Genomic DNA, 23,835 nt, shown 5'->3' on the forward strand with positions numbered 1-23,835 from the left:
GACCACAGGAAGAACGCGCAAATGCCCAATGTCGCCAGCCGGACACCGGGCCCGTTCACCCATACGGTCTTGGCGAGGCCGGTTACGGGGTTGAGCAGCCTGCTATGCATGGGTGCGGCATCCTCGCGTTCTGCGCGACGGCCCGGATTTCCGCGCGGTTGAGCGGGCAGTGCCCGGCAAGCCCGGCGGAATCGCCGTGCCGCGGGACGAATTCGCTCGGCCGACCGGCCGTTCGGCGACCGGTGGACGTCGCCGGGTCCACCACGAGGTCGCCACGGTCACGCATTCCTCCTGCCCCGGCAGCGTGCCCGCCGAGCTGTGATTCCGCAGCCTGCTGAATGCGGATAATTTCATACTAGATGCGGGATCAGCTCATACCGGCGCGCTAAACCTACCTGTTCGGGTGATTCGTGTTCGACACTTCAGAGCGAGTTCAGGCGCTGGTGTTGCTGGCAGTAGCACCGGTGGGCGGCGCTGAGGACGCGGCTGGATGGCCACCCCTTATCCGTAGCGCGCGAGCCGGTTGGACGGCCGCCGCAGGGAAGCCGGCCACGGCGTCGCCGTCCGGCCCCGAGCGAGCGCGGGCGCGGACCGCGTTCGCCGATCCGCTCCGAAGGTCTTGCCCAGGCCGCGGCGCAATGCCATTCATTTATTCCTGACTACTATGGCGTGAAAATATCACGGCATTAATCGGTTCAGGCCTGACCTGCTGCGGCGACGGTTTGCCATTCGGTCGCAAACCGTGCCCCATTGTGTGTAGGTCCGTCGCGCTCATCTGGGCATAATTCGATGGCAGTGGCCGGGTCGGCAATCCGTCCGGCCCCGATGCGGCACGCGATCGGGACGCGGAATGCGCCACCACCCGCGACGGGAGTTAGGCGAAGGGGTTATGGGACGGGCCAACGATGTGGTGCGGTGGGAATGCGGGACCCGGGTGTACGCGGGCGATGACGTGTGGCGTGCCGTGCCGTCCGGGGCGGCGCTGGGATCGCGTCTCATGCTGGTGGTGAGCGCCGGGTTCGCCGCGGCGAACTTCCTTCTGGTGGAGACGCTGCGAGTTCGCCTGGGCGTCGAGGCCGACCAGGTGCTGTTCGTGCAGTCGCCCTGCACGTTCGGCAAGGTCGAAGAGCTGGCCGGCTCGCTGGAGAGGGCGGGGGCAGAGGGAGTGGTGGCGGTCGGCGGCTCCTCGGTGCTGGATTTGACGAAACTCGCCTGCCGCCATCTCGCCGACCGGCGGACTCTGCCGACCGTGCGCGCCCGTGGCACCCGCCGGGGGGTCGTCCGGTTGCCGCCCGAATCGCCGGCGCAGCTGCATCGGACTTTCGTCCCGACGACGATCGGCGCGGCCGCGGCGGTGCGGCCATTCGCGTCGGTAGTGCTCCGGGGGCATCCCAGGTTGGTGGAAGGGGCGGGACTGACGCCGGACATCGCCATCGTCGACAGCGCGTTCACCACGTCGCTGCCGCCGCAGGCCATTGTCGAGGGGATCTCCGCGTCGGTCATGCGGGCGGCCGACTGGTACGTCGCGGACGAGGACGCCAACCCGTTGACCGAGGCGGAAACCAGGACCGCCGTGAGCTTGCTCGTGTCCCTAGGCATGCGAGCGGGGAAAGACGGGCTGGACGCGCACGATCGACTGCTCGCCAGCTGCGCGGACATGGCCCAGTTCGGTCTTCCGCTGGCCGGTCATCAACCGATCGTCACGGCTTCGCGGGCGGTCTCGGCCGAATTGGCGTTCGAAATGGGGGAGCCGCTCAACAGTGTGCTGGCGGCGTTGTTGCCGGCCATGTGGCAAGCCGTCGACGGCGGCGACGCATTGCTGGGAAGCAGGGCCAGGCTGCGTCGCGTGTGGAGCTGGATTCGCGCCGCGGGCTCGCCGGAGTGGCCCGCGGAGCCGGGGCCGGGCTTCGCCGCGATGTTCCGGTCGTGGAAACTGGGGTCCGGTTTGGCGTGCGATGCCACGGTCGCGTCCGCGGCGAGCGTGCGCACGCTTCGCTTCTGGGAGGCCGGCGTCCCCGCGCTCGCCGGCCGGTCGGCGTCGGAACTGGCCGGATGGATCGGGGACGCGGTTCAGGCCGAGGTGTGCAGTTGAACCGCGCCTCGCGACCTCGGACAGCGTGAATGTTTCACGCGTCCCCTATTAAAACTGCTATAGCCCAGCGGGGGGTAAAACGCCGATCTTCTTGATCTGCGTTGACGGCAATGTCCATACTCTGGGTAGAAAATTCTCGGAATCGCCGAGCGTGAATGGATTGATTGCGTTCTGCGGAGTTGTGCAAGGCAATCACGAGGGGCTGCGGGGAACGTCATGCCGGAAACCAGTCGGATCATCGTCGGTGGTGTGCTCGCCGTGACCCCGGGGCCCGGGCTCGCTGAACGCCGGCCCCGCTCCGCGTGGTGCGTCACGGAGAGGCTCGCCCGGACATGCTAGCGACAATTATCGGCGTGTTCACCTTCGTGAGCAGCGGCGTCTTCATCGCTTATGTGTGCGCCATCGTCGTGCCGTTCCTCGGCCGGAAGCGGGCACCAGCGGGGTCCCAAGCCGACTTCTCCTGGCACTTCTTCGTTCCGTGCCGGGACGAGGAAGCGGTGATCGGGGATACCGTCCGGCGGCTGCGCAGGACATTCCCCGACCCGCACGTGTGGGTCATCGACGACGACTCGCGCGACGCCACCGCGCAGATCGTCCGGTCGCTCGCCTCCGGGGAAAGCCCGGATCCGTTCGTCCACCTGGTCAGCCGGCGTCCGCCGCACGCGCGCACCGGGAAGGGCGACGCGCTCAACTCCGCCTACCAGCAGCTCGCGACCTGGCTGGGCAGGCACGAGCACTGGGAGAAGGTCATCGTCGGGGTGGTCGATGCCGACGGCGTGCTCGCTCCGGACTGCCTGGACGTGTGCGCGGCGGGCCACCTGTTCGGCGACTCGTCGGTGGGAGCGGTCCAGCTGGAAGTGCGCATGTTGAACCGGCACACCCCGCCGTCGGCCGGCGGTCGTTGGCAACGCTGGGCGGCGCTGAAGCTGGTGCAGCTGCAGGACATGGAGTTCCGCACGGCGATTTCGGCCGTGCAGCATTCGCGTGCGTACGCGGGCACGGTGGCGATGGGCGGCAACGGGCAGTTCACCAGGATGTCGGCGCTGCGCACCATCGACCGGGGAACCGGGCAGCCGTGGCGCGGGCTGCTGCTCGAGGATTACGAACTCGGACTGCACTTGCTGATGGCCGGCTGGCGGACCGCGGCGACGTCGGATTCCTATGTGTCCCAGGAAGGGCTGTACAGCCTCCGGCGATTCGTCACGCAGCGCACCCGATGGGGTCAGGGCACGATGCAGTGCGCCCGGTACCTGCCGTCGATCTGGCGGTCTTCGCATTTCAGCGAACTCGGCGTGATCGAGGCGAGCTACTACCTGATCCAGCCGTGGCTCCAGCTGATCGGTGCCGTCGTCTACCCGGTTCCGGTCGCGCTGCTGCTGGGCGCGGTGATCCGCGACCCGGCGATGCTGGCGGGAGCGGCGTCGATGCGAACCGTATTTCTCCTCCTTCTTTTCGTCGCGATATCCACCGGGCCGTTCGTGGTGTGGGGAATCATTTACCAATTCCGCTGCATCGGAAGACCGAATCTGCTCGCCGGCATCGGCTACGGACTGGCCTTCACGTTGTACGTCGGGTTGTTCTACGTGACTTCGCTGCGTGCGGTGTATCGGATGATGCGAGGCCGGCACGGCTGGGCCAAAACGCGGCGGAACGCCGAATCGTTCAATCAGGAGGAGGTTGCCGTCGAAGCATGAGCAACCGGGGATGCCCGTCGACAGCCACTAGTCACACAATCGCACCGAAAGGATCTGGATGTACAAGCACGGACGCGTCGGCACGGGCACGGCGGGCGGCCTCGCGGTCACCGGAGCCAGCCTGAGCTGGTGGATCGCACTCGCTGTCGCCCTCGTGGCCTTGGGGACGATGTTCGTCCTGTTCGCCCGGCGGCGACGCAGGATGGCGGAGGAATCCGACAAATGATCGAAGATGGCGGGCGCCTGTCGTCAATACGGGCGTCCGCCACTCGCGGAGGGGAAGAAATGACCACGAATCCAGAACTAATTCTTTTTGCCGGCACACGGCCGGAAGCAATCAAGCTGGCGCCCGTCGCGCTCGCTGCTGGGGAATTCGGGTTTCGGGCCCGGATTGTCGCCACCGGGCAGCACCCGGACATGGTCGACCAGGGCCTGGCCCCGTTCGGGGTGGTGCCCGACGACCGGATCGTCCTGTCGCGGGCGACCGGCACGCTGAGCGAGTTGTTCGCGCGACTCGTGCCTGAAGCGGACCGGGTGCTGGCAGAACGCCGCCCGGCCGCGGTCGTCGTCCAGGGCGACACGGCCACCTCCCTGGCTTGCACGCTGGCCGCGTTCTGGCGGCACATTCCGGTCGTGCATGTCGAGGCGGGCTTGCGCACCGGAGATCTCGAATCGCCGTTTCCCGAGGAAGCCAATCGCCAGCTGGTCTCCCGCATCGCCGCCCTGCACCTCGCGCCCACGCCGGCGGCCGCCGCGGCGTTGCGGGCGGAGGGAGTGCCGGACGAGAAGATTGTCGTGACCGGGAACACGGTCGTCGACGCGGCGCTGCACATCGCCGGACAGGGCCTGCCGCCCAAGAACGTCGCGGTCGCCGCGGCCTTCGCCGGGCCAAGGCCGCGGATCCTGGTGACGATGCACCGGCGGGAGTCGTGGCGAAGCGGCATCGGCGAAGTCCTGGGCGCGGTGATGCAGATCGCCCGCGAGTTCCCCGGCGCGCGGTTTCTGCTTCCTTCGCATCCGAATCCGAAGGTGCGCCAGATCGTGCATCGGATCCTGGGGACATGCAACGCGGTGACGGTGACCGAGCCGCTGGACTACCCGGACCTGATCTGGGCGCTGTCGAGGTCCTCACTGGTGATCACCGACTCCGGCGGCATCCAGGAAGAGGCGCCGACCTTCGGGGTTCCGGTGCTGGTGGCACGCGACACGACGGAGCGCCGGGAGGCGGTCGACGCGGGCTGGGCGCGGCTGGTCGGCACCGACTTCTCCGAGGTCGTGACCGCCGCACGCGCGGTGCTGAGCGGGCGGGAAACCGGCCCCGGAACGGGGAATCCGTTCGGCTCCGGCGATGCCGCCTGGCTGACCATGGACGCGATCCGCGGCCGGATCGCCGATCCCGCCCGGGTGCTGGCCGCCGGCCCCGGCGCGGCATGACGGCGCAGCGCCTCGCGGAGGAGGCGGAACAACGGCCGGCGGGCACCCGCCCCCGGAAGCCGCGCGCCAGCCTGCGGTGGCGGATTTTCGGGATCGCCGGGGAGACGGTCCTCATTCTCGGGCTGGTGATGCTCGGCTTCCTCGGGTATGAGATGTGGGGCACTGTGGGCGAACTGAACGCCGCGCAGGGCCAGCTCGACCAGGAGCGCAAGGCCTTGTGGGACAGCGATCCCACTGTCCGCGGCGCACCGCGGGCGGTCGCCGAGCCCCCGGCCGACGGCACCCCGGCCTCGGTCCTCGCGATACCGCGACTGGGTCTGGAGTGGACGGTCGTCGAGGGAACCAGGTCGAAGGACCTCCGGCACGCGCCGGGGCACTACGCCGGGACGGCGCCGCCCGGCCAGATCGGGAACTTCGCGGTGGCCGGACATCGGGTGCGCGGCATGTTCTGGGATCTTGACACGATCAAGCCAGGGGACCAGATCACGGTGGAGGACCGGACCCGCCGCTACGTCTACGAGGTCGACGCGAACCGGATCGTCCGCCCGGACGACGTCGGAGTGCTCCTGCCCGTTCCCGGGAAGCCGGGACAGACCCCGACGGAAGCCCGGCTGACCCTGACGACCTGCAATCCCAAGTGGGACAACTACGAACGGCTGATCATCGACGCGCACCTGGTCGGCAGCGCGGCGAAAGCGGATTCGGAGGGAGCACGATGATCGCGAGCCTCTGGCGGATCCTGCCCGGCCCGGCCTGGGTGCGGGCAGTGCTGCTCGCGGTGCTGTTCGCCGCGGCCTGCGCCGGACTGTGGTTCGGCCTGTATCCCTTGCTGGACGACTGGTTCATGACGACGAGCCCGGTCTTGGACTGATCGCGCACCGGTGACGCCCGCGCACGACCCGTGGAGACGCGACGCCTGTCGGTTTCGGCGGTGCCTTCGGTGCCCGACGCGTACCTGATCTCAGCGCTTGGACAGGACGTCACACGCGCGCACGCCACCTGGATTTGGCGGACGCTTGCCGGGAATCCCGTGCCGTCGGCTATTTCTGGCACCGTTGCCTCGTCGCCGAAGGAGCGCTGGTTCGGCTTCAGATCAGTCCCGCTCGGCATCCGATCAGCACCGCATGGGCGCGATCGCGCGCTCCGATCGCTCTGAACAGCGCTTTCAAGCTTGCCTTGACGGTGTTCTCGGACCTGCCGAGCCGGTTGCCGATTTCGGCGTTGGTCATCCCTCCGGCGATCATGCGCAGCTGAAGCAGAGAGGAGTCGGAGATGACGCCCGTCCGCGCCCGCGCTTCGTCGATCGCCGTGGTACGGACGAAAACCTGCAGCGGGCTCACCGGCCTGCTGATCGAGGTCAGTGCGATGCCCTTGGCTTCCAGATAGTCACGGGCACGGGTAAGCGCCTCCGGGTCCGCGCCGACAAAAACCGGGCCTTGCCGTTCGGTCTGCTCCGCCATGGTTCAGTTCTCCTCTTCAACCGATGGATTGTGCGGTTTGGCCGGTGTCGGTCACCGGGCGGCGGATTGCGCGGGCGCCGGTTGTGCCGCCTGGGGGCCGATCAAGTTCTCCAGGTGGCCGATCGCGACCGCGTGCGCGCGGTTGCGGGCACCCAGCTTCCGGTACACGTTCTTGACGTGGCTGCGCACGGTCTCCGCGGATACCGACTGCGCATCCGCGATCTCGGCGTTCGTCAGCCCGATGCTGATGAAGCCGAGAATCTGCATTTCGCGCAGGGTGAGTTCGTCGCTGTTGCGGCGGCGGGCCCTCGGGACGCGCGGCTCCGGCGTTCCCGGACGGAATTCGGCGGAGCTTCCCCAGAGGTGGTACTGCACGATCCGTTCGGCGAGCTTGACCGGGCCGACTGCCCGGTCGAGCAGGCAGACGGCACCGTATTCGGCGAATTTGCCGACCCGCTCTGGAGTGAGTTCCGCGGCACTGACCAGGACGATTACGGTCTCCACAGCGGGGCTCGAGGTCACGGTCCGGATGAGGTTGCCGCCGACGTCGAGCCGGGCGTCCAGAAGCAGGATGTCGGGCCGCATCCGGCTGCTGAGCGTCAGCGCGCGGTTCCCGTCGTTGATCGCGCCGATCCAGCTGAGTCGGCGCGACCGGTCGACCACCGCCTTGACTCCGAGCTGGAAAAGGACGTCTTGGTCGGCCGAGCACAGGGTGAACGCTGTCTCCTCTGATCGGCGCGTCCGGCCGTTCTGCGTCTTCTGCGCGAGCAGGGGGACCGAAGCCATCAGGTTGTCCTTCCAACGTGCCGCGATTCGCGCCAGGCGAGAATCGCGGCAGCGGGCAGATCCGTGGTTTTCCTGGGAATTCGGGCGAGTGCGAGACGACTTTAGCCGAAAATGCGCGGCGATTGGTAGGCGAAGCGACACCCGGCGCATGAGATGTGCGGAAATTCCTGATTAGCGCATGAATATTTCCTTAACCGCTGAATCGGCGCCTCTCGGCGATCGCGTCGAGCACGTGCCGTGCCAGGACCACGTCGGCGTCCGATGCTCCGGACGCCGACGCGCGGCTGGACATCGCCGCGATCTGACCCGGGTCGGTGAGCACCGGCAGCAGTGACTTTTCGATCCACGCCGGGGAAAACTCGGCGTCGTCGACCAGCAGAGCCGCGCCCGCCGCTACCGCTGGTTCGGCGTTGAGCCGTTGCTCGCCGCCGCGTTCAGGCAGCGGGACGTAAACGGCGGGCAGTCCGACAGCGGCCAATTCGGCGCACGTCATCGCGCCCGAACGGCAGACGGCGAAGTCGGCTGCCGCGTAGGCGTAGCGCATTTCGTCGACGTAGGGGAGGACCACGTACGGCGGGTCGCTTTCGGGCGCCGTGACCTTGTGGCCCGGTCCGCTGATGTGCAACACCTGCACGTTGGCGGCCCGCAGTATCGCGGCGGAGCCGGAGATCGCCGCGTTGATCGTGCGCGCTCCTTGCGAGCCGCCGGTGACCAGCAGCACCGGTCCCTTGGCGCGCAAGCCGAATTGCCAGCGGGCCTTGGCTCGCGATGCGGCGCGGTCGAGCCCGGTGATCGAGCGGCGCAGCGGGATTCCGATCGCGGTGGCGTTGGCGAGCCGGACTTCGGCCGACGCGGTGAAGACGCGGGTCGTCATCCGGGCGGCGAGCCGATTGGCGACGCCGGGCCGGACGTTCGCTTCGTGGACGACGATCGGTATTCGTCTTCGCCGGGCGGCGAGGACGGCCGGCGCGGCCACGTAACCCCCGAAGCTCACCACGACCTCGGCCCTGGTGCGGTCCAGGACTTCTCCCGCGGTGCGGACCGCGTCGCGCAGCAGCCCGGGCATGCGCACCAGTGCCCGGTTCACCGCGCGCGGCAACGGCACCGGCGGGATGAGTTCGAGCGGGTAGCCGCGGGCCGGGATCAGGGTCGTGTCCAAGCCCCGTACGGTGCCGAGGGCGGTGATCTTGGCGCTGGGATTCAGGCGGCGCACCGCGTCCGCCAGGTTCATCGCGGGTTCGATGTGCCCGGCCGAATGGCCGCCCGCGACGACGATTCTAGGCGACAACGAAATCAAAGTAGGTGTCCGGATACGGTTCGTCCTTCAGTGTGTAGTGCCACCACTCGGCATCGTATGCGGCGAACCCGCAGGATTCCATGACCGACCGGAGCAGCCACCGGTTGTCCGCCTCGGCTGAGGTGATTCCCGGTGCGCTGTGGTGCGAGACGGCGTCCATCAGGTCGTGGTGCCCGCCCATGGCGGCCAGTTCGCCGGTACTGAGGCAATACAGAGTCAGATCGACAGTGCTTCCCCTGCTGTGCCCGGACTTGCGGGCCACGTATCCGCGCTCGAACATTTCCGCCCGCTCGATATTGGGGTAGTGCTGTGCTTTTTTCCGCCCGTCCTCGGGCTGTCCGGTCCATCGGGCGAAGCATTCCACCGCGCGCTGGGGCCGGTATCCGTCCCACAGCAGCAGGCCGTACCCGAGCGACGCGGCCCGGTCCTGTGCGTTTCGCAGCGCCGTGCACAACTCCTGTGTCCCGACGATCCGATTCGCCGGGTACCCGTCGACCGGCCTTCCGGTGAAATTGTCCCAGGTGGCGTACTTGGCGTCCCAGCGGATCCCGGGCACGGCCTCGTCCACGTAGCCGAAACCGTCTTTCACCGCGCCTCCCCGGACAACGCGAGCGCGACGATCCGGTCCAGCATGGCCGGGAACGGCAGTCCGGAAGCCGCCATCATCCGGGGATAACGGCTGTAGGAGGTCATGCCGGGGAAGGTGTTCACCTCGTTCAGCGCCACTGTTCCATCGTCCTTGAGGAACATGTCGACCCGGGCGAGGCCTTTGCAGCCCAGCGCGCGATAGATTTCCCGCGCGGTCTGCCGGACGTGTGCGCGCAGTACGGCCGGGATGTCGGCCGGGACGATGACGGTCGAGTTTTCGGAGCCGCTTTCCGGGCTGTCCTCCTGGTGGATTTTGAAGAAACCGTGCGACAGGCGGATCTGGTCCGGTTCGCCGACGATCAGCTCCGATCCGTTGCCCAGCACCGCGCAGCCGATCTCACTGCCCTCGACCGGTTCCTCGATCAGCACCTTCTCGTCGAACTCCGCCGCGGCGGCCACCGCGTCCGACAGGTCCTCGGCGCGGGAGACCTTGCTGACCCCGAACGACGAACCCGACCGGGCGGGCTTCACGAAGACCGGATAGCTGAACCGTCCCGGATCGACGCCGGTCCCCACGGTCCAGAAGTTCGGCGTGGCGATGCCCGCGGCGGAGACGGCGAGGTAGGCGAGGGATTTGTCCATGCACAGCGCGGAACTGGGCACGTCGCAGCCCGCGTAGGGGATGCCGGAGAGTTCCAGCAGGCCCTGCGTCGCGCCGTCCTCGCCGAACCTGCCGTGCAGCACGGGCAGCACCACGTCAAGGCCGACCACCTCGTACCGTCCCTGGTCCAGCAAGAGCAGTCCGCCCACGCCGCGGTCCGGCGAGAGCATCGCGGACGGGCAGGGACGGTCTTCCCAGCCGTCGCCGGGGCCGTCGCACAGCTTCCACGCGCCGCTTTTGGTGATCCCGACCCAGTGCGGTTCGTACTTCGCGGGGTCAAGGTGTTTCGCGATCTCCTGCGCGGACTTGACCGAGACCGGGTGCTCTTCGGACATCCCGCCGAAGACGATGCCGAGCCGGATTCTATTCATGGTGCGTCCCGTTTTCGAAGTTCCGGCAGTTGCGGAGGCTGTCTTCCACCGCGTCGCTCAGCGCGTGGTCGGTGTAGTAGGCGGTGTGCGGACTGATCAGTACGTTCGGCAGCCGCTGCAACCGCGTCAGCGCGGTGCTTTCGATCAGCTTGTCGCGGCAGTCGGCGTAGAACGTGCCTTCCTCGCCTTCGAGGACGTCCAGCGCCGCGCCGCCCAGCCGCCCGCTCTCCAGCGCGAAAAGCAGGGCATCGGTGTCCAGCAGCGGCCCGCGTCCGGTGTTGATCACGAACGCGCCGGGTTTCATCTGCTCGATCTGGCCGTGGTGCAGGATCCAGCGCGTGTCCGCGGTCAACGGAGTGTGCAGAGTGACGATGTCGGACTCGCGCACCAGCACGTCGAGCGGAACGTAATCAGCGCATGCGGCGGCGCGGACGTCGTGGGCCAGAATCCGGCAGCAGAAGCCGCGCAGACGCTCGATGACCGCCGCGCCGATGCGCCCGGTGCCGATCACGCCTACGGTCAGGTCGCGCAGTTCTTTGCCCGGTGCTTCGTTCAGCCGGTAGTCGTGCGCGTCCGTCCGGCGGACGACGGATTTCATGCCGCGCACCGCCATCAGCATCAGCAACACGGTGTAGTCGGCCACGCTGTCGGGCGAGTAGGCCACGTTCTCCACGGTGATGCCGACGCTTTTCGCGTACGCCGGGTCGAGATGGTTGCAGCCGATGCTTCGCGTGGAGAGGTACCGGACGCCGACCCGGCTGAGTGCGAGCAGCGCGGCATTGTCGATCGGGGTCTTGTGGCCGACGCTGACGCACCGGGTTCCGGCAGCCAGCTCGGCGCTCGCTTCGGACACGGCGGCTGTCGTCACGACCGGCTCCACGCCGAGACGACGGGCCAGCCGCCGGACCAGCTCGGCCTCGGCAGGTTCGCAGTCATAGACGGTGATTCCGGTCGCCGGGGGCGCCTGCGCCGCGGAGCGAGCGGGTTCGAGGGAGGTCATGCCGCCTCGCCGGTCACCTGCAGGAGTTCCCCGCCGATCAGCGCCATGTTGCCGCCCGCTTCGGCGAGCACGAGCAGAGTCGGCGGAAGGCTGTCCCGGATGCTTCGCAACGTGGCGAGGTCGGAACCCGCCGCCACGGTCACCTGTGCGCCGAGATCGAAAGCGACTTCCGCGTCTTCTTTGTCGTAGACCTCGAAAACCGCGGTCATTCCCAGTTCGTCGGCGAGTGCCGCGAGCCGCGCCAGCTCGGCGGGCCCGGCCAGCGCTGGAAGCAAGGTGACGGCGTCCGCGCCGAAAGCACGGGCTTCCCATACCTGGTACTCGGACGCGATCAGATCGCGCTGAAGCGTCGGAACGCTCGTCGCCAGGCAGACGTCCGCCAGCTCCGCGAACAGGTCGAGGTCATGATCCTGCCAGGTGCGCACGCTGAGCGCGGGACAGCCGCGCGCCACCGCGGTCCGTGCCTGGCCGGCGGACCTGACTTCGCAGACCGCCGAGAGCCGGCAGGACTGGCAGACGCGCCGGAAGTTCCGGGTGGGCTGGCTTTCTCGCGCCAGCGTGCGGATGCTCGAGGCGCTGCAAACGCGACGGCGGGCGTCCGTCCTCGCGATGGCCGATTCGCGGATGTAGCTGGCAAATTTCATCTTCCGGCCTTTCTCGGTCAGCGGGTGTGTTCGAGGGTCTGGACGATCTGTTCGGCGACGCGCGCCACGCCCGGGGCTCCCAGCGTGACCACCAAGTCGCCGGGTCGCGCGAAGGCATCGACCGCGCGAGCCGCGGCGTCCGGAGTGCGCGCCAGGAATTTGTCGTGGTCTGGCAGGTTCACCAACGACGTCAAGGCCTCCGAAGGCGCGGCGTGGTCGAAGGAGTCGTCGGAGTCGAAGACCGGAAGCACGACGACGCGATCGGCGACGGAGAGCGCGTCGGCGATCTCGGTCTGGAATTGATCCATGCGGTACTGCCGGCACGGCTCGACCACCGCGATGAGCCGGCCGCCCTCCGCGGTGTGCCGCAGCGCGGTCAGCGAAGCCCGGATGGAAGTGTGGTGGCACGCATAGTCGTCGTAGACCCGGATGCCGCGCGGCGCGCCCTTGAACTCGAACCGCCTGGCGACTCCCGGGTACTGCGCGATCCCGAGCCCGGCGCCCACGGGGGAGGCCCCCAATTCGAGGGCGGTCAGCAACGCGGCGGCGGCGTTGAACGCCATGTGCCGTCCCGGGACCGGCACCGTGAGCACTTCTTCGTCCTGATCGGACAATCGCGCGGTGAAGCGCACGGAGCCGGGAAGTTCGGCGTCGACGCGCACCGGCAGATCGGCGGCAGGCCCGTCGCCGAACGTGCGAACCCGGATGCCTTTCGCCCGAAGGTCTCGGGCCACCCGACGGCAATAGCGGTCGTCTTCCGGCATGACGACGAAACCGCTTTCGCCGACTTGCTCGGCGAATCTGGAGAACGCGCGGGTCAGTGCGTCGATATCGTGGTAGAGGTCGAGGTGGTCGGTGTCGATGTTGGTGATGACGACGGCGTCGGGCTGATAGGTCAGGAAAGACCCGTCGCTCTCGTCCGCCTCGACGACGATGGTGGACGTTTCGCCGGCGCCCGCGCCCGACTGGTTGGCGAGCCGGCCGCCGATCACGTACTCCGGAACGGCTCCCGCCGCGGACAGCGCGCTGACCAGCATCGCGGCGGTCGAGGTCTTGCCGTGCGTGCCCGCGACGGCCACCGAAAACCGTGCCTGCAACAGCGTCGCGAGCGCGACCGAACGATGCAGCACCCGGATGCCCCGCTTCGCGGCCGCGCGCAACTCGACGTTGTCCGGCGGAACCGCGGTGGAATAGACGACGGTGTCGACGCTGTGGAGATTGCTCTCGCGGTGGCTGGTGTAGATCGTGCATCCGGCCGCACGCAGCCGCGCGAGCTCAGGCCGGTCTTCGATCTCGCTGCCGCTCACCCGCAAGCCGCGCAAGCTCAATGCCTCGGCGAGGCTGGCCATGCCGACGCCGCCGCACCCGACGAGGTGGACCCGGCCCAGTTGCGCGACGAGGCCGAGACCGTTGTCCCGGATACCGGCCGTCTGCGACGAAAAGCTCATGCCGATAATGCTCCGTTTCCACTTCGACGAGCGCGTTCGGATTCTGTCACCGTTGGGTAACACGCGTATGTGCGCTGTCAATTTCAGGGGAAGATGAAAAATTTCACGGAATGCCGGTGAATAGTTGTACTAACGGCCGGCGGGCGATCTCTCAGGAGTCCGAAGCGGAGTGAATCCCGGCCTCTTCTCCTTCTGCGCGGCGGTGGACGGCCCGGTCGGGGCGTTCGCTGGTCCGCGGAGCCGGGTTCGGCCGTCTCAAGGGTATTGGCGCTTGCCAGGCGGACCCCGCGGCGGCGGGCGCCGACGAGCCCGCGATGCGGCCAGCGGCCGGCAGATCTGTGCGGATATAGTCGTGGCAGAGCGGGTTGGCGGCCGGGGAGAGTCGGACGGATTCCTGGCCGCTGGCAGCCTGACTGGCTCCGGCGGGTCACGGCGAGGCGACCGGAAACGCGCTTCGCGGTTTCGCCGAAAACCGGATCCGGACCAGGGGCGACGTGAAAGCTTCACAGCCGGCACGGTGATTCTGGTACACCCCAAGTGAGTGGCGATTTCCGGTTTTGCTTGTCGGGAACGGCGGGCCTGGTCAGGCTTATTGCAATCCCCCGCGGAGTGGGGGTTCCGAGATTACGGGTGGGATATACCTATGACGAATAAAGAACGGAAGCGCAGGGGAATGAAAACTGTCGCTCGCGCGGCCGTCCTCACTGCGCTGAGCGCCGCGACGATCGGCGGGGCGATCGTGCCGAATGTCGCCTCGGCGGCAGGCCGCGGCCCGGACGGCTGGGCGGAACTGACTCCTTTCAACAACGTGCCGGCCCGGATGCACATCACCACGAACGCCCCGGGCGGTTACGCGGTGCCGGGCGAAAAAGCTACCGTCGCGGTCGAGTGGGATCTGTGGAACATCTGGAGCCAGTTCCAGACCGACAAGGCCAACGGGAATGTCGACGGCCTTCAGGACGTGGTGAAGATCTTCGCTTCTCAGACGCCCAGCCTGACTCTGGACGGCGTGAAGTGCGAAGAATACGGCGACCGCGACGGCAAGACGGCCATGGGCAAGGCGGAGGGGGGCACCAACTACGAGCCGGTCGACCTCGGCGGGCTGGTCGCCCAGATCCGGAACCTGCTGTCCAAGGCGGCGGCGCTGCCGACCGGCGGCAACGACAACGCCATTTCGAAATTCTTCCAGTCGAGGGTTCGCGCCACTTGCGAGTTCACCGTCAAGAAGAAGCAGGCGACGGACATCAACGTCGGCGGCAATGTCGCGCTGAGCAACATGTTCATCTTCAACACGACCCAGACAGGTGTCGCGGTCTTGCCGGTCAAGCAGCCGGACTCGCCGAACGCCCCGCAGTGGTCGACCTCGGCTGCGAGCGTGGAAGTCAACGAGGGCGGCGAGCTGACCGGGAAGGCCGACCCGGGTACCACGATCCGGTTGGAAGTGGACGGCGCGCCGCGGGAGAATCCCAACGTGAAGGCCGATGCCAACGGCTACTTCAAGATCAAGTTGCCGGATGACCTGAAGGCGGGCTCGGGGCACCAGATCGTGGCCACCTCCGAATCCGACAACGGCGGCAAGCCCGCCAAGTCGCGGTCGCTGTTCGTCAACATCAAGTCGGCTGACGAGCCGAAGCCGGTAGTCGACAAGCCCGTGATCACCTCGCCGACCGGCGACGTGAAGGCGGGCGACGAACTGACGGTGACCGGGACCGACGGCAATCAGGTGAGCGCGGTCGACCAGAACGGCAAGGTGCTCGCCGGTCCGGTGACGATCGCCAACGGTCAGGTCAAGATCAAGCTGCCTTCGGACCTCGGCGGCGCCACGCAGATCAAGGTCGTCGCGAAGCCGAAGGACGGCAGCGGCGAGGGCAAGGCCTCGGACCCGAAGAACGTCGTCGCCGAGAAGCCGGAACTGTTCCAGAGCGACCCGTCGACGGTGCAGCTGGGCAAGGAAGGCGTGGTGAACGTGAGCTTCGTGCCGAGGGACGGCGACTTCACCAAGATCGCGGGCAAGAAACTGGTGTTGACGGCTCCGGACGGGGTGGCCTTCATCAAAAAGGCGTCTTACCAGACCTTTGACGCTGCCCACAACCCGCTCAAGGGCAAAGGGGAATGGCTCGGAGAAATCGCGGAGGTCGGTGATGGCGGCAAAACTCTGACGGTGCCGCTGCCGGCTGCCAAGGACCTGGAGAACTCCAAGACGGTCGAGTTCAAGGTCACGGCGGTCGCCACCACGGCTGAGGGTGCGACCCCGGGCGAGAAGACCAATGGCACTGCGACGGTGGACGGATACACCGCTCCGCTGAAGGTGACCGTGGCTCAGTAACGAGCCTCGCCGGGGAGATTTCCCCGGTCGCCTGAAGTTCCGCCGATGTGGCCGTAACCGTGGTCGGGAGTCTGCCGTGGTTGCGGCCACATCGCTCAATTGTGCTTCGTTCCGGCCGGACTTTCCGACCGGCCTCCGTTTGGAAAGTCCCTGGAGAAAAACATGTCCGCAACGGGCAATCCGGCGTCCGGCCGGACCGGCGCCCCCGAACAGCCGGAGTCCTCCGGTCCCGCGCCGTCCTCGTCCGCCGCCACGGCAGTGGTCAGCGGGGATCTGATGGCCGAGTTGGCCGACAGCTGGGCGAGTGTCGGCGATTCCGATCGGCTGACCGAGTTCCTCGCGCTCGCGCCGGACAATCCGGCGGCCGCTTTCGCGGTGTACGGCGACGACGGGGAAGCCCCGCAGGTGTTCGGCCAGCCGATCGCGGCTTGGACGGCGTTCCGCGAATGCGGGCCGGGCGCCAGGTTGCTCGCGGTCGGCGACGCGCTGAACCGGAAGATCGCCGTCATCCGGCTGGACGGAGTCACCGAGTTCGTACCCGCCGACCAGGAGTCGGTGACGGGGGCCGGCGCCCCGGAGGCGTTGCGCGCGTGGCGGGAGCATCCGCAGGACGCGGCTGAGCAGGACGGCGAAGCAGAACCCGCACCGGAAGCCCCGGCGGAGGACGGCACCTCCCGGGGAATGGGCTTGTGGCGGCTGGGCTATGCGATGCTCGGCCTGGTGGCGCTGGTCCTGGCGTTCCTGTTCTTCCGGGTGACGATCGACGATTCGTTCATCACCTGGCGGTACGGGGAAAACCTGGTCGAGCACGGGGTCTGGGGCTGGAACGCCGACGGCCCGCCGGTCGAGGGGTACAGCAATCCGCTCTACGCGTTCCTGTCGATCATCCCGGCATTGCTGGGCATGTCCGCCGAACTGTTCTTCAAGATCGTGTCGGTCGCGCTCGCGGTGGGCTACGTCGTGGTGGTCCGCCGGGCCGGATTGCCGCGGGTCCAGGAGTTCGTGCTGCTCGCGGTCGCCTTGGCCAGCCCGATCTTCTTTCTCCAATTGTTCATGGGCCTGGAGACCGCCTCTTTCGCACTGCTGATCGGCTGGCTGTACGCGATCGTCTACCGGCGGGGAGGGCTGGGCCGCACCGGTTTCGCGGTCGCCGCCGCGGTCGCGCTGAGCCGGCCGGAGGGAATCGTGCTGGCCGCGGTCGCGATCGGCTGGTCGCTGCTGATCGACCGGAGCCGGGGAAACCTGCGCGGCGCGATCGCGGTGCTGGCCGGCTGGGCGGTTTACTGGTGTGCCCGATGGTGGTATTTCGGGTCGTTCTTCCCGAATCCCTATTACAAGAAGGTCGCAGGCGACATTCCGCTGCCGACGAAGATCCTGGACGCGATGCCCGTGGTGGGGCCGATCCTGCTGCCGATCGTGCTGGGTCTGGCAATGGGGGTCGCGCTTTACCGGAGGAGCACCAAGACGTCGATTCTGGCGCGCCCGGATCTGCTTCGGGACGCGGTGCCGGTACTGCTCGCGGTGACCTCGGCCGCCGTCGTTCTCGGTCTCTACCGGCAGTCGATGCTGGTGATGGACCCCGGGCACCGCTTCTACTGGCAGCTGCTGTTCCCGGTGGTGCTGGTCGTGCTGAGCCGGCGGATTCGCCTCTCCGGTCCGCGCGAGCTGGACCGGTCCGCACTCCTGGCGCTGATCGCGGTCGCCGTCGCGGCCTGCACCGGGGTGGTCTGGGATCCGGGAAACCTGACGACGGATGTCTGGGTGGGAGCGGGCATCGTGGCGATCGCCCTGTACGCCGGCGGTGTCCGGAAGATCGCCGGGGCTGCCCTGTTAGGGGCGATCGGGCTGGCCGCGGTGCTCGGTTTCGGGAATTCTGCGGAGACGACGAACCTGCTTGCGTATCGGTACCGGATCATGGCGCATCAGGAAGTCGGCGAGACGATCCGCGAGACCAAGTTGCCCGACGGTGCGATCGCGATCGGCGACTCCGGAGTGCTGCCGTACGAGGCCGACCGGTCCACGATCGACCTCGGTGGTCTCGCGAGCCGGGAGTCGTCCGCCGGCAGTCTCAGCCCGGAATGGCTGCGGAGCCGGAACCTGCAGCTCGCGGTCATGCTGTCCGGTTCGGACGACGCGGGGTCGGCGTGGACCGGCGGGGCTTCGACCTCCGTCCTCGATTACGTGCGCGACCCGCGCAACGGCTTCTGGTCGGCCAACGGCGCGGTGGCCGGGCCGGGCTATTACCTGAACTACTGGATCGGCCCGCAGTGGCAGAAAACCCCGCTGTCCGATCGGCTCGGCACTGTCTTCATGCGCACCAAGGCACAGAACGACAAGCCCGACGCACAGGTGTTCGTGGACAACCTCTGGAACTTCTCGTTTCTGACGAAGTAGCGGGGCGGCGGTGTCCTGCTATTCGCTCATGCGCGGCTGGTTAGCGTTGCCGAGCGGCGTGTCTCCAGCCGGTTCCTGCCACCCGAACGGATGATCCGATTCGGTGGGACGCCCGCGGCGCGGTTAGCATCGCGCTCCGGTAAGGGCAGGTCTGGCGAGGGGCAGGGCACGAGGTGGGCCGTTTCCTGTGGCCGGTGCTGGGCAAGGCTCGTTACTGGCGGACCATTCGCATCGGCGGCCGGGCGTTTCTGCTCGCCGCGGCCGGGATTGTCGGCGTCGTCGTCGGTGGAGTCGTCACGCCGGGCACGGGGAAGATCCTTGTGGACACCGCCGACCTTCAGCTGTCCGCCTGGTATGCCGTGCTGACTTTGCTGCAGACGCTGATCTGCCTGCACGGGCTGGTGTTCCGCGCGGCAGGGGTGCCGTTCCGGGAAACGTGGCCGCTGACCGTGCCGAGCACGCTGATCACAATCGTCGTCGCGACCGCCTTCCACGATGTGCTGAGTCCAGCGGGCTCGATCTCCATGGTCGGGGCGCTCTTGCTCATTCTGGTCCGCAACGAGTGGGTCTGGGCAGTATGTTGCGGCATCGGTCTCATCGCGCTCGCAACGTTCTGGTTGTGGCCGATGCCTGAATCGTCGATGCCGGACGACGCCTCGATCGCGCAGGGAGCTGTCGTCGGGATCGTCGGTGCGGTCGCCGTGCGGGCCACGTCCTGGCTTGCTCTCCGAACGGTCGAGCTGGCCGCGGCGAATGCCGAGATCGCGCGGCTGACCGTGCACCAGGAGCGCACCCGGATTTCCCGGGAACTGCACGACCGCCTCGGCCACAATCTCGTGTCGATCATGCTGCGCACGGAACTCGCGGAGCGGCTGGCGGAGGGGGACCGCAGGCAGTCCGAACGGGAAAGCCGGGCCGCGCATCTCCTGGCCCGGCAAACCCTGCAGGAGATGCGCAGCATCGCGCACGGCACCCTGGTCGCCGATTTGGACGCCGAACTCGCCGCGGCGATCGACTTGCTGGAGTCGCGCGGAGCGGTCTGCCAGATCAGGATCGGCGAACAGCCCGAGGGTGCCGCCGCCGAGACCCTGGCCTGGGTGGTCCGGGAAGCCGTGACGAACATCCTGCGCCACAGCCAGCCGGTGAACTGCACGCTGGAGCTGGTCCGGATCGAAGACCGGTTCGAGTTCCTGATCGGCAACGACGGCCTGCTCTCCACGGAATCGGTGGTGCCGGGACACGGGTTGGCCGGCATCGCCGAGCGGGTCGAGCGGATCGGCGGAACCTACGGTGCGGAAAGCGTCGGCGACCGTTTCCTGCTTCGCGTGACGCTGCCGTCGAACAGCCCGGTGCCGGAGGACGTGCCGGCTGACGAATGAGCGCGAGCCGGGCGTTTGACAGCGAACACACGCGGTGCTCACCCACAGGGGTATCGCGCGGCGAAAAACTTGAATCAAATTCACATTCTATCTACGGTGTGGTTCTGCGGCCCAGTGTGGGGCCGCCCTTCGAGCCAGGCAGGAGGCGTGCATTCCATGCTTCGTCTACTGACATTCAACGTGTTGCAGCTCCCTTTCATTTCGGCTTCGCCTCGTGGCTGGCGCCGGGCGGGCTGGGCCGTCGACGCCGTGCGTGCCGTCGATCCGGACGTCATCGTGCTGAACGAGGCGTTCGCGCTGTCGGCCGCCGGGCGGCTGGTCTCGCGGCTGAAGCGGCGCGGTTATCACGCGTCGCCCCAGATCGGCGCGCTGCGGGGCCGGCGCGGCTGGGACGGGGAAGTGCCCCGGGTCTCGCCGGTGCGAACACTGGTGGGCGGCGGAGTCCGGGTGCTGAGCCGGTATCCGTTCCGGTGGTGCGGCCAGCATCTTTACAGCGCGGTCCAGCGGAAAACTCAGGACGCGTTGTCCGCGAAGGGAGTTGCGCTGGTGGAGCTGGACACCCCGGACGGCCGGGTATGGCTGGCCGCGACCCATTTGCAGGCCGACGAGCCGCCGACGCCGGTGTCCGCGACCCGTGCGGTGCGGTTGGAACAGCTGAAAGAGCTGCGCGAGTTCGTCGCGAGGACGGCACCGCCGGAGGCGCCCGTTCTGCTGGTCGGGGATCTGAACGTCGAGTACTACGCGGCGGACGCGCGCGGTGTTCCCGGTGATCGCGGCCAAGACCTGGACGACGCGGCCGATGCGGTCGGCGGCCGCCTGGAACCGGACGGCGACATGCACGAGCACACGTTCGACAGCGCAAACAACCGCTTCGTGGCGCGTTCCCAGCCGGGGTACCGCAATGTGCTGGATTACGTGGGGTCGATCAACGAGAACGGCCTGCGGCCGGTCCCGCGCATCACCACCTGTACGGTCCCGTTACGGCCTCGCCGTCCCGCGAGCGACCACTTTCCGGTGGTGGCGAACGTGACCCTGGGGCCGGCGTGACCGCGGGCGTGGCAGCGGCAGGCGGCCGGTCCGCTTTGGACGAACCGGTACGCCCGGTCAGTCGCGTGTGGACGGTCTGCTGGTCGTTCGCGAATCTGGGACTGTTCCTGGCCAACTACGGCACTCAGCAGGTCTTGCTGCCGCGGCAGACCAACGCGATCGCGGGCGAGGGAAACGCCGCGGTGGTCGCGCAGAGCTGGGCCAACGCCTGCGCCGCGGTGGTGACCGTGGTCGCTTCGATTCTGGTCGGGGCATTGTCCGACCGCACCCTGCACCGCACCGGGCGCAGGCAGGTGTGGATCCTTTACGGCGCCGTGCTGTCCGCCGTCGCGTTCGTTTTCCAGGGCTTGCAACACGGCATCGTGGGCGTTGTCGTCGGGTGGGCCCTCTTCACGGCGGGCTCCTCCGCGGTCATGGTCGCGTTGTCCGCGGCGGTGCCCGACGACGTGCCGGTCAACCAGCGGGGCCGGGTTTCCGGCTACTTCGCGGTGGGAACCGCGGTCGGGCCGCTGCTCGGGGTCGCCGTGGTGACCTTCCTGTTCACCGGAATCCTCGATGCCTACGTTGGATTGGCCCTGCTGCTGTTGCTGTGCGTGCTCCCGTTCGGGCTCCGCGTCCGCGGGACACCGTTGCGGAGAGCGGAACGTCCTCCGCTGGCGCTCCGTGCGATCGCCGTCGGCATCTTCGCGCCGCTGCGCAGCCCGGACTTCGCTTGGGCGTGCGGGCAACGGTCGCTGATCAATCTGTCGAACGCGCTCGCGCAGATTTTCCTTTACCAGTACCTGAAAGACGCGGTGCACGTCGACCCCGACTTCGGCACTTTGATCCTGATGGTGTGTTACACGGCCAGCATTGTCGTTGTCGCGATCCCAGTGGGGCGCTCTTCGGACCGCAGCGGAAAGCGCAAACGGGTGGTCGTGTGGTCTTCGGCCATCCAGGGCGCGGCCGCGCTGGTCCTCGCCTTCGTGCCGACCATGTCTGCTGCCATCCTGGGCGCGTCGCTTCTCGGAATCGGCTACGGCGCTTATCTGTCTGTCGACCAGGCCCTGGTGACGCAGGTGCTGCCCCGGTCGGAAGATCGCGGCAAGGATCTCGGTGTGCTGCAGCTCGCGAGCGCGCTGCCGTCGATCGCCGCCGCCGCTATCGGCGGGGTCCTCATCACTTCACCGGGCGGTTTCCCTTCGTTGTTCCTAGCCTCCGCGGTCACTGGATTGGCCGCCGCGGCTTGTGTGCTGCCGATTCGAAGCGTGTCCTGAATTCCCTCGCAGCGGCGGTGCCAGGCATGAAATATTCACGAGTCTTCGCGAGGAAGTGACAGGTCGCGTCGATTCGGGCAGCCTGTGCTTACGCCCGCCGGCTGAAAGCGCTTTTCTCCGCTCGGGGAGCTGAGCATTCGGTTCCGGCAGATTGATGGGCGGCGGAAGCCCGGCCGATGCGTGTGGCCCCCCAGTCACGCATCGGCCGGGTGCCTTTCGCCGGTCTTTCCCCGCAGGGGGTTCGATCGCGATTCAGCCGAGAATTCTTCCTGCGACGACGATGAAATTTTGCCTCACTTTTCTCGTCGCGGAAGCTGAACCGCTGGTGGGGGCGGGGTACTGCGTTCGGGGAGCCAGGGAAACTGTTGGCAGTGTGCTAGCAAGATCGTAATCTGGGTGTTCACTGAAACGGGGAGGTGCCGATGACCTCGGTCCAGCCGAATCCGGCGCAGGCCGGCGAGACGTTCGATTCGCTCAGCCCGGCGACTGGCGAGGTCGTCGGCACTTATCGGGTGCAGACGGACGGCCAAGTTGGCGCGGCTGTCGAGCGGGCAAGGGCGGCCGCGCGCTGGTGGGACGGCCTCGGTTTCGCCGGTCGTGCGGAGCGGCTGCAGCGCTGGAAGGGCGTGCTCACCCGGCGGCTTCCGCAGCTGTGCCAGGTCGTGCGGGACGAAACCGGCAAGCCGGTCGCGGATGCCCAGCTCGAGAGTGTGCTGGCGATCGAGCACATCGCGTGGGCGGCGAAGAACGCCCGCAAGGTGCTCGGCAAGCACCGCCGTTCGTCCGGCCTCCTGATGGCCAACCAGGCCGCGACCGTCGAGTACCTCCCGCTCGGCGTCGTCGGCGTGATCGGGCCTTGGAACTACCCGGTGTTCACTCCGCTCGGTTCCATCGCGTACGCGCTGGCCGCGGGCAACGCCGTCGTGTTCAAGCCGAGCGAGTACACCCCCGGCGTCGGGAAGTGGCTGGTCGACGCGTTCGCCGAGATCGTGCCCGAGCAGCCGGTGCTGCAGCTGATCACTGGCTTCGGCGAGACCGGGGCCGCGCTGGTCGGCTCCGGTGTGGACAAGATCGCGTTCACCGGCTCCGCGGCCACCGGCAAGAAGATCATGGCCGCCGCCGCGAACACCCTGACCCCGGTCGTGATCGAGGCGGGCGGCAAGGACGCGCTGCTGGTCGACACGGACGCGGACCTCGAAGCGGCGGCTGATGCCACCGTCTGGGGCGCGTTCTCCAACTCCGGCCAGACCTGCATCGGCGTCGAGCGGGTCTACGTGCACGAACGCGTGGCCGACGAGTTCGTCGCGCGGGTGGTGGAGAAGGCGAAGAACGTGCGCGCGGGTTCCGACGAGGACGCGCAGTACGGCCCGATCACCATGCCCTCGCAGCTTTCGGTGATCCGCAGCCACATCGAGGACGCGCTGAAGCGCGGCGGAAAGGCGCTGGTCGGCGGCGTGGAGAGCGTCGGCGACCGTTATGTGCAGCCGACCGTGCTGGTCGACGTCCCGGAGGACTCCGAGGCGGTGCGCGAGGAGACGTTCGGCCCGACGGTCACCATCGCCAAGGTCCGCGACATGGACGAAGCGATCGAGAAGGCGAACGCGACCAAGTACGGCCTCGGTTCCACGGTGTTCTCGCGGGCGCGCGGCGCCGAGCTGGCGTCGCGGCTGCGCGCGGGCATGACCTCGGTGAACGCGCCGCTTTCGTTCGCCGGCATCGCTTCGCTGCCCTTCGGCGGCGTCGGCGACTCCGGGTTCGGCCGGATCCACGGCCCGGAGGGGCTGCGCGAGTTCGCCCGCCCGAAGGCAGTGGCCCGGCAGCGGTTCACCGCGCCGCTCACGCTCACTTCCTTCTCCCGCAAGGAATCCACGGACGCACTGGTCGCCAAGCTGGTGACCGTCCTGCACGGCAAGCGCTGAGAACTACACGAGACCGACGCGGGCCGGAAGCCGAACGGT

22 protein-coding genes are annotated in these 23,835 nt (G+C 67.9%); 14 read left to right on the plus strand and 8 right to left on the minus strand.

Annotated features, from left to right (window positions below):
* The first annotated feature begins 112 nt into the window (after nucleotides 1-112).
* The 7 genes from ATK30_RS44805 (at nucleotide 113) to ATK30_RS45415 (ending at nucleotide 6,091) form a co-directional block, all read left to right on the plus strand.
* The gene (locus ATK30_RS44805) at nucleotides 113-322 is read left to right on the plus strand and encodes a hypothetical protein (RefSeq protein ID WP_134667151.1); all 210 of its coding nucleotides are present in this window, start codon (nucleotides 113-115) and stop codon (nucleotides 320-322) included.
* A 567-nt stretch (nucleotides 323-889) separates the two neighbouring features.
* Nucleotides 890-2,092, plus strand: coding sequence for an iron-containing alcohol dehydrogenase (locus tag ATK30_RS31285; protein ID WP_158242522.1), 1,203 nt, complete (start codon nucleotides 890-892; stop codon nucleotides 2,090-2,092).
* A gap of 332 nt (nucleotides 2,093-2,424) precedes the next feature.
* The gene (locus tag ATK30_RS31290; RefSeq protein ID WP_101438527.1) at nucleotides 2,425-3,786 is read left to right on the plus strand and encodes a glycosyltransferase family 2 protein; all 1,362 of its coding nucleotides are present in this window, start codon (nucleotides 2,425-2,427) and stop codon (nucleotides 3,784-3,786) included.
* Nucleotides 3,787-3,844: 58 nt separating this feature from the next.
* Nucleotides 3,845-4,012 (plus strand): LPXTG cell wall anchor domain-containing protein, encoded by a 168-nt coding sequence (locus tag ATK30_RS31295; RefSeq protein WP_101438528.1) that lies wholly within the window; start codon nucleotides 3,845-3,847, stop codon nucleotides 4,010-4,012.
* Between the two features lie 59 nt (nucleotides 4,013-4,071).
* Nucleotides 4,072-5,220 carry a non-hydrolyzing UDP-N-acetylglucosamine 2-epimerase gene (gene wecB / locus ATK30_RS31300; RefSeq protein ID WP_101438529.1) on the plus strand — a complete coding sequence of 383 codons (1,149 nt, stop codon included), beginning with the start codon at nucleotides 4,072-4,074 and terminating at the stop codon, nucleotides 5,218-5,220.
* The gene (locus ATK30_RS31305) at nucleotides 5,217-5,939 is read left to right on the plus strand and encodes a class E sortase (protein ID WP_101438530.1); all 723 of its coding nucleotides are present in this window, start codon (nucleotides 5,217-5,219) and stop codon (nucleotides 5,937-5,939) included. The genes wecB and ATK30_RS31305 overlap by 4 nt, the downstream gene beginning before the upstream one ends.
* Nucleotides 5,936-6,091: a hypothetical protein gene (locus ATK30_RS45415; RefSeq protein ID WP_167442035.1), complete on the plus strand. Its 156-nt coding sequence runs from the start codon at nucleotides 5,936-5,938 to the stop codon at nucleotides 6,089-6,091. The genes ATK30_RS31305 and ATK30_RS45415 overlap by 4 nt, the downstream gene beginning before the upstream one ends.
* Nucleotides 6,092-6,308: 217 nt before the next feature.
* Here ATK30_RS45415 and ATK30_RS31310 read toward each other — a convergent pair whose 3' ends face one another.
* From ATK30_RS31310 to ATK30_RS31340, 7 genes are all read right to left on the minus strand, one after another.
* Nucleotides 6,309-6,680 (minus strand): helix-turn-helix domain-containing protein, encoded by a 372-nt coding sequence (locus ATK30_RS31310; protein WP_101438531.1) that lies wholly within the window; start codon nucleotides 6,678-6,680, stop codon nucleotides 6,309-6,311.
* Nucleotides 6,681-6,731: 51 nt separating this feature from the next.
* Nucleotides 6,732-7,466 (minus strand): response regulator transcription factor, encoded by a 735-nt coding sequence (locus ATK30_RS31315; protein ID WP_158242523.1) that lies wholly within the window; start codon nucleotides 7,464-7,466, stop codon nucleotides 6,732-6,734.
* 190 nt (nucleotides 7,467-7,656) lie between these two features.
* Entirely contained in the window at nucleotides 7,657-8,754 is a 1,098-nt protein-coding gene (locus ATK30_RS31320; RefSeq protein WP_255443453.1) for a UDP-N-acetylglucosamine--N-acetylmuramyl-(pentapeptide) pyrophosphoryl-undecaprenol N-acetylglucosamine transferase, read from the minus strand.
* A complete protein-coding gene (gene vanX / locus ATK30_RS31325; protein ID WP_101438534.1) occupies nucleotides 8,744-9,352 on the minus strand; it encodes a D-Ala-D-Ala dipeptidase VanX in 609 nt (202 codons plus the stop codon). The genes ATK30_RS31320 and vanX overlap by 11 nt, the downstream gene beginning before the upstream one ends.
* A complete protein-coding gene (gene vanA, locus ATK30_RS31330) occupies nucleotides 9,349-10,383 on the minus strand; it encodes a D-alanine--(R)-lactate ligase (RefSeq protein ID WP_101438535.1) in 1,035 nt (344 codons plus the stop codon). Before vanA ends, vanX begins: the two co-directional genes overlap by 4 nt.
* Nucleotides 10,376-11,383 (minus strand): NAD(P)-dependent oxidoreductase, encoded by a 1,008-nt coding sequence (locus ATK30_RS31335; protein ID WP_101438536.1) that lies wholly within the window; start codon nucleotides 11,381-11,383, stop codon nucleotides 10,376-10,378. Before ATK30_RS31335 ends, vanA begins: the two co-directional genes overlap by 8 nt.
* Nucleotides 11,380-11,808, minus strand: a complete 429-nt coding sequence (locus ATK30_RS31340; RefSeq protein WP_240690814.1) for a beta/alpha barrel domain-containing protein — start codon at nucleotides 11,806-11,808, stop codon at nucleotides 11,380-11,382. The genes ATK30_RS31335 and ATK30_RS31340 overlap by 4 nt, the downstream gene beginning before the upstream one ends.
* On the opposite strand from ATK30_RS31340, the gene ATK30_RS46470 reads away from it, so the two are divergent.
* On the plus strand, nucleotides 11,801-12,013 hold the full coding sequence (locus tag ATK30_RS46470; protein WP_240690813.1) for a hypothetical protein: 213 nt from the start codon (nucleotides 11,801-11,803) through the stop codon (nucleotides 12,011-12,013). The genes ATK30_RS31340 and ATK30_RS46470 overlap by 8 nt on opposite strands.
* Before the next feature lie 31 nt (nucleotides 12,014-12,044).
* Here the strand turns inward: ATK30_RS46470 and murC are convergent, their stop codons facing one another.
* Nucleotides 12,045-13,475: a UDP-N-acetylmuramate--L-alanine ligase gene (gene murC, locus ATK30_RS31345; protein ID WP_101438538.1), complete on the minus strand. Its 1,431-nt coding sequence runs from the start codon at nucleotides 13,473-13,475 to the stop codon at nucleotides 12,045-12,047.
* A gap of 541 nt (nucleotides 13,476-14,016) precedes the next feature.
* Here murC and ATK30_RS31350 point away from each other — a divergent pair.
* The 6 genes from ATK30_RS31350 (at nucleotide 14,017) to ATK30_RS31375 (ending at nucleotide 23,796) form a co-directional block, all read left to right on the plus strand.
* Entirely contained in the window at nucleotides 14,017-15,801 is a 1,785-nt protein-coding gene (locus ATK30_RS31350) for an Ig-like domain-containing protein (protein WP_134667147.1), read from the plus strand.
* Between the two features lie 162 nt (nucleotides 15,802-15,963).
* Entirely contained in the window at nucleotides 15,964-18,195 is a 2,232-nt protein-coding gene (locus tag ATK30_RS31355) for a hypothetical protein (RefSeq protein WP_101438540.1), read from the plus strand.
* A 173-nt stretch (nucleotides 18,196-18,368) separates the two neighbouring features.
* A complete protein-coding gene (locus ATK30_RS31360; protein ID WP_101438541.1) occupies nucleotides 18,369-19,574 on the plus strand; it encodes a sensor histidine kinase in 1,206 nt (401 codons plus the stop codon).
* Nucleotides 19,575-19,730: 156 nt separating this feature from the next.
* Nucleotides 19,731-20,621 carry a sphingomyelin phosphodiesterase gene (locus tag ATK30_RS31365; protein WP_101438542.1) on the plus strand — a complete coding sequence of 297 codons (891 nt, stop codon included), beginning with the start codon at nucleotides 19,731-19,733 and terminating at the stop codon, nucleotides 20,619-20,621.
* Nucleotides 20,618-21,877 (plus strand): MFS transporter, encoded by a 1,260-nt coding sequence (locus tag ATK30_RS31370; RefSeq protein WP_101438543.1) that lies wholly within the window; start codon nucleotides 20,618-20,620, stop codon nucleotides 21,875-21,877. Before ATK30_RS31365 ends, ATK30_RS31370 begins: the two co-directional genes overlap by 4 nt.
* Before the next feature lie 422 nt (nucleotides 21,878-22,299).
* On the plus strand, nucleotides 22,300-23,796 hold the full coding sequence (locus ATK30_RS31375; RefSeq protein ID WP_101438544.1) for an aldehyde dehydrogenase family protein: 1,497 nt from the start codon (nucleotides 22,300-22,302) through the stop codon (nucleotides 23,794-23,796).
* Nucleotides 23,797-23,835 lie beyond the last annotated feature (39 nt).

It is taken from the genome of Amycolatopsis echigonensis, assembly GCF_002846615.1.
Taxonomy (GTDB): domain Bacteria; phylum Actinomycetota; class Actinomycetes; order Mycobacteriales; family Pseudonocardiaceae; genus Amycolatopsis; species Amycolatopsis echigonensis.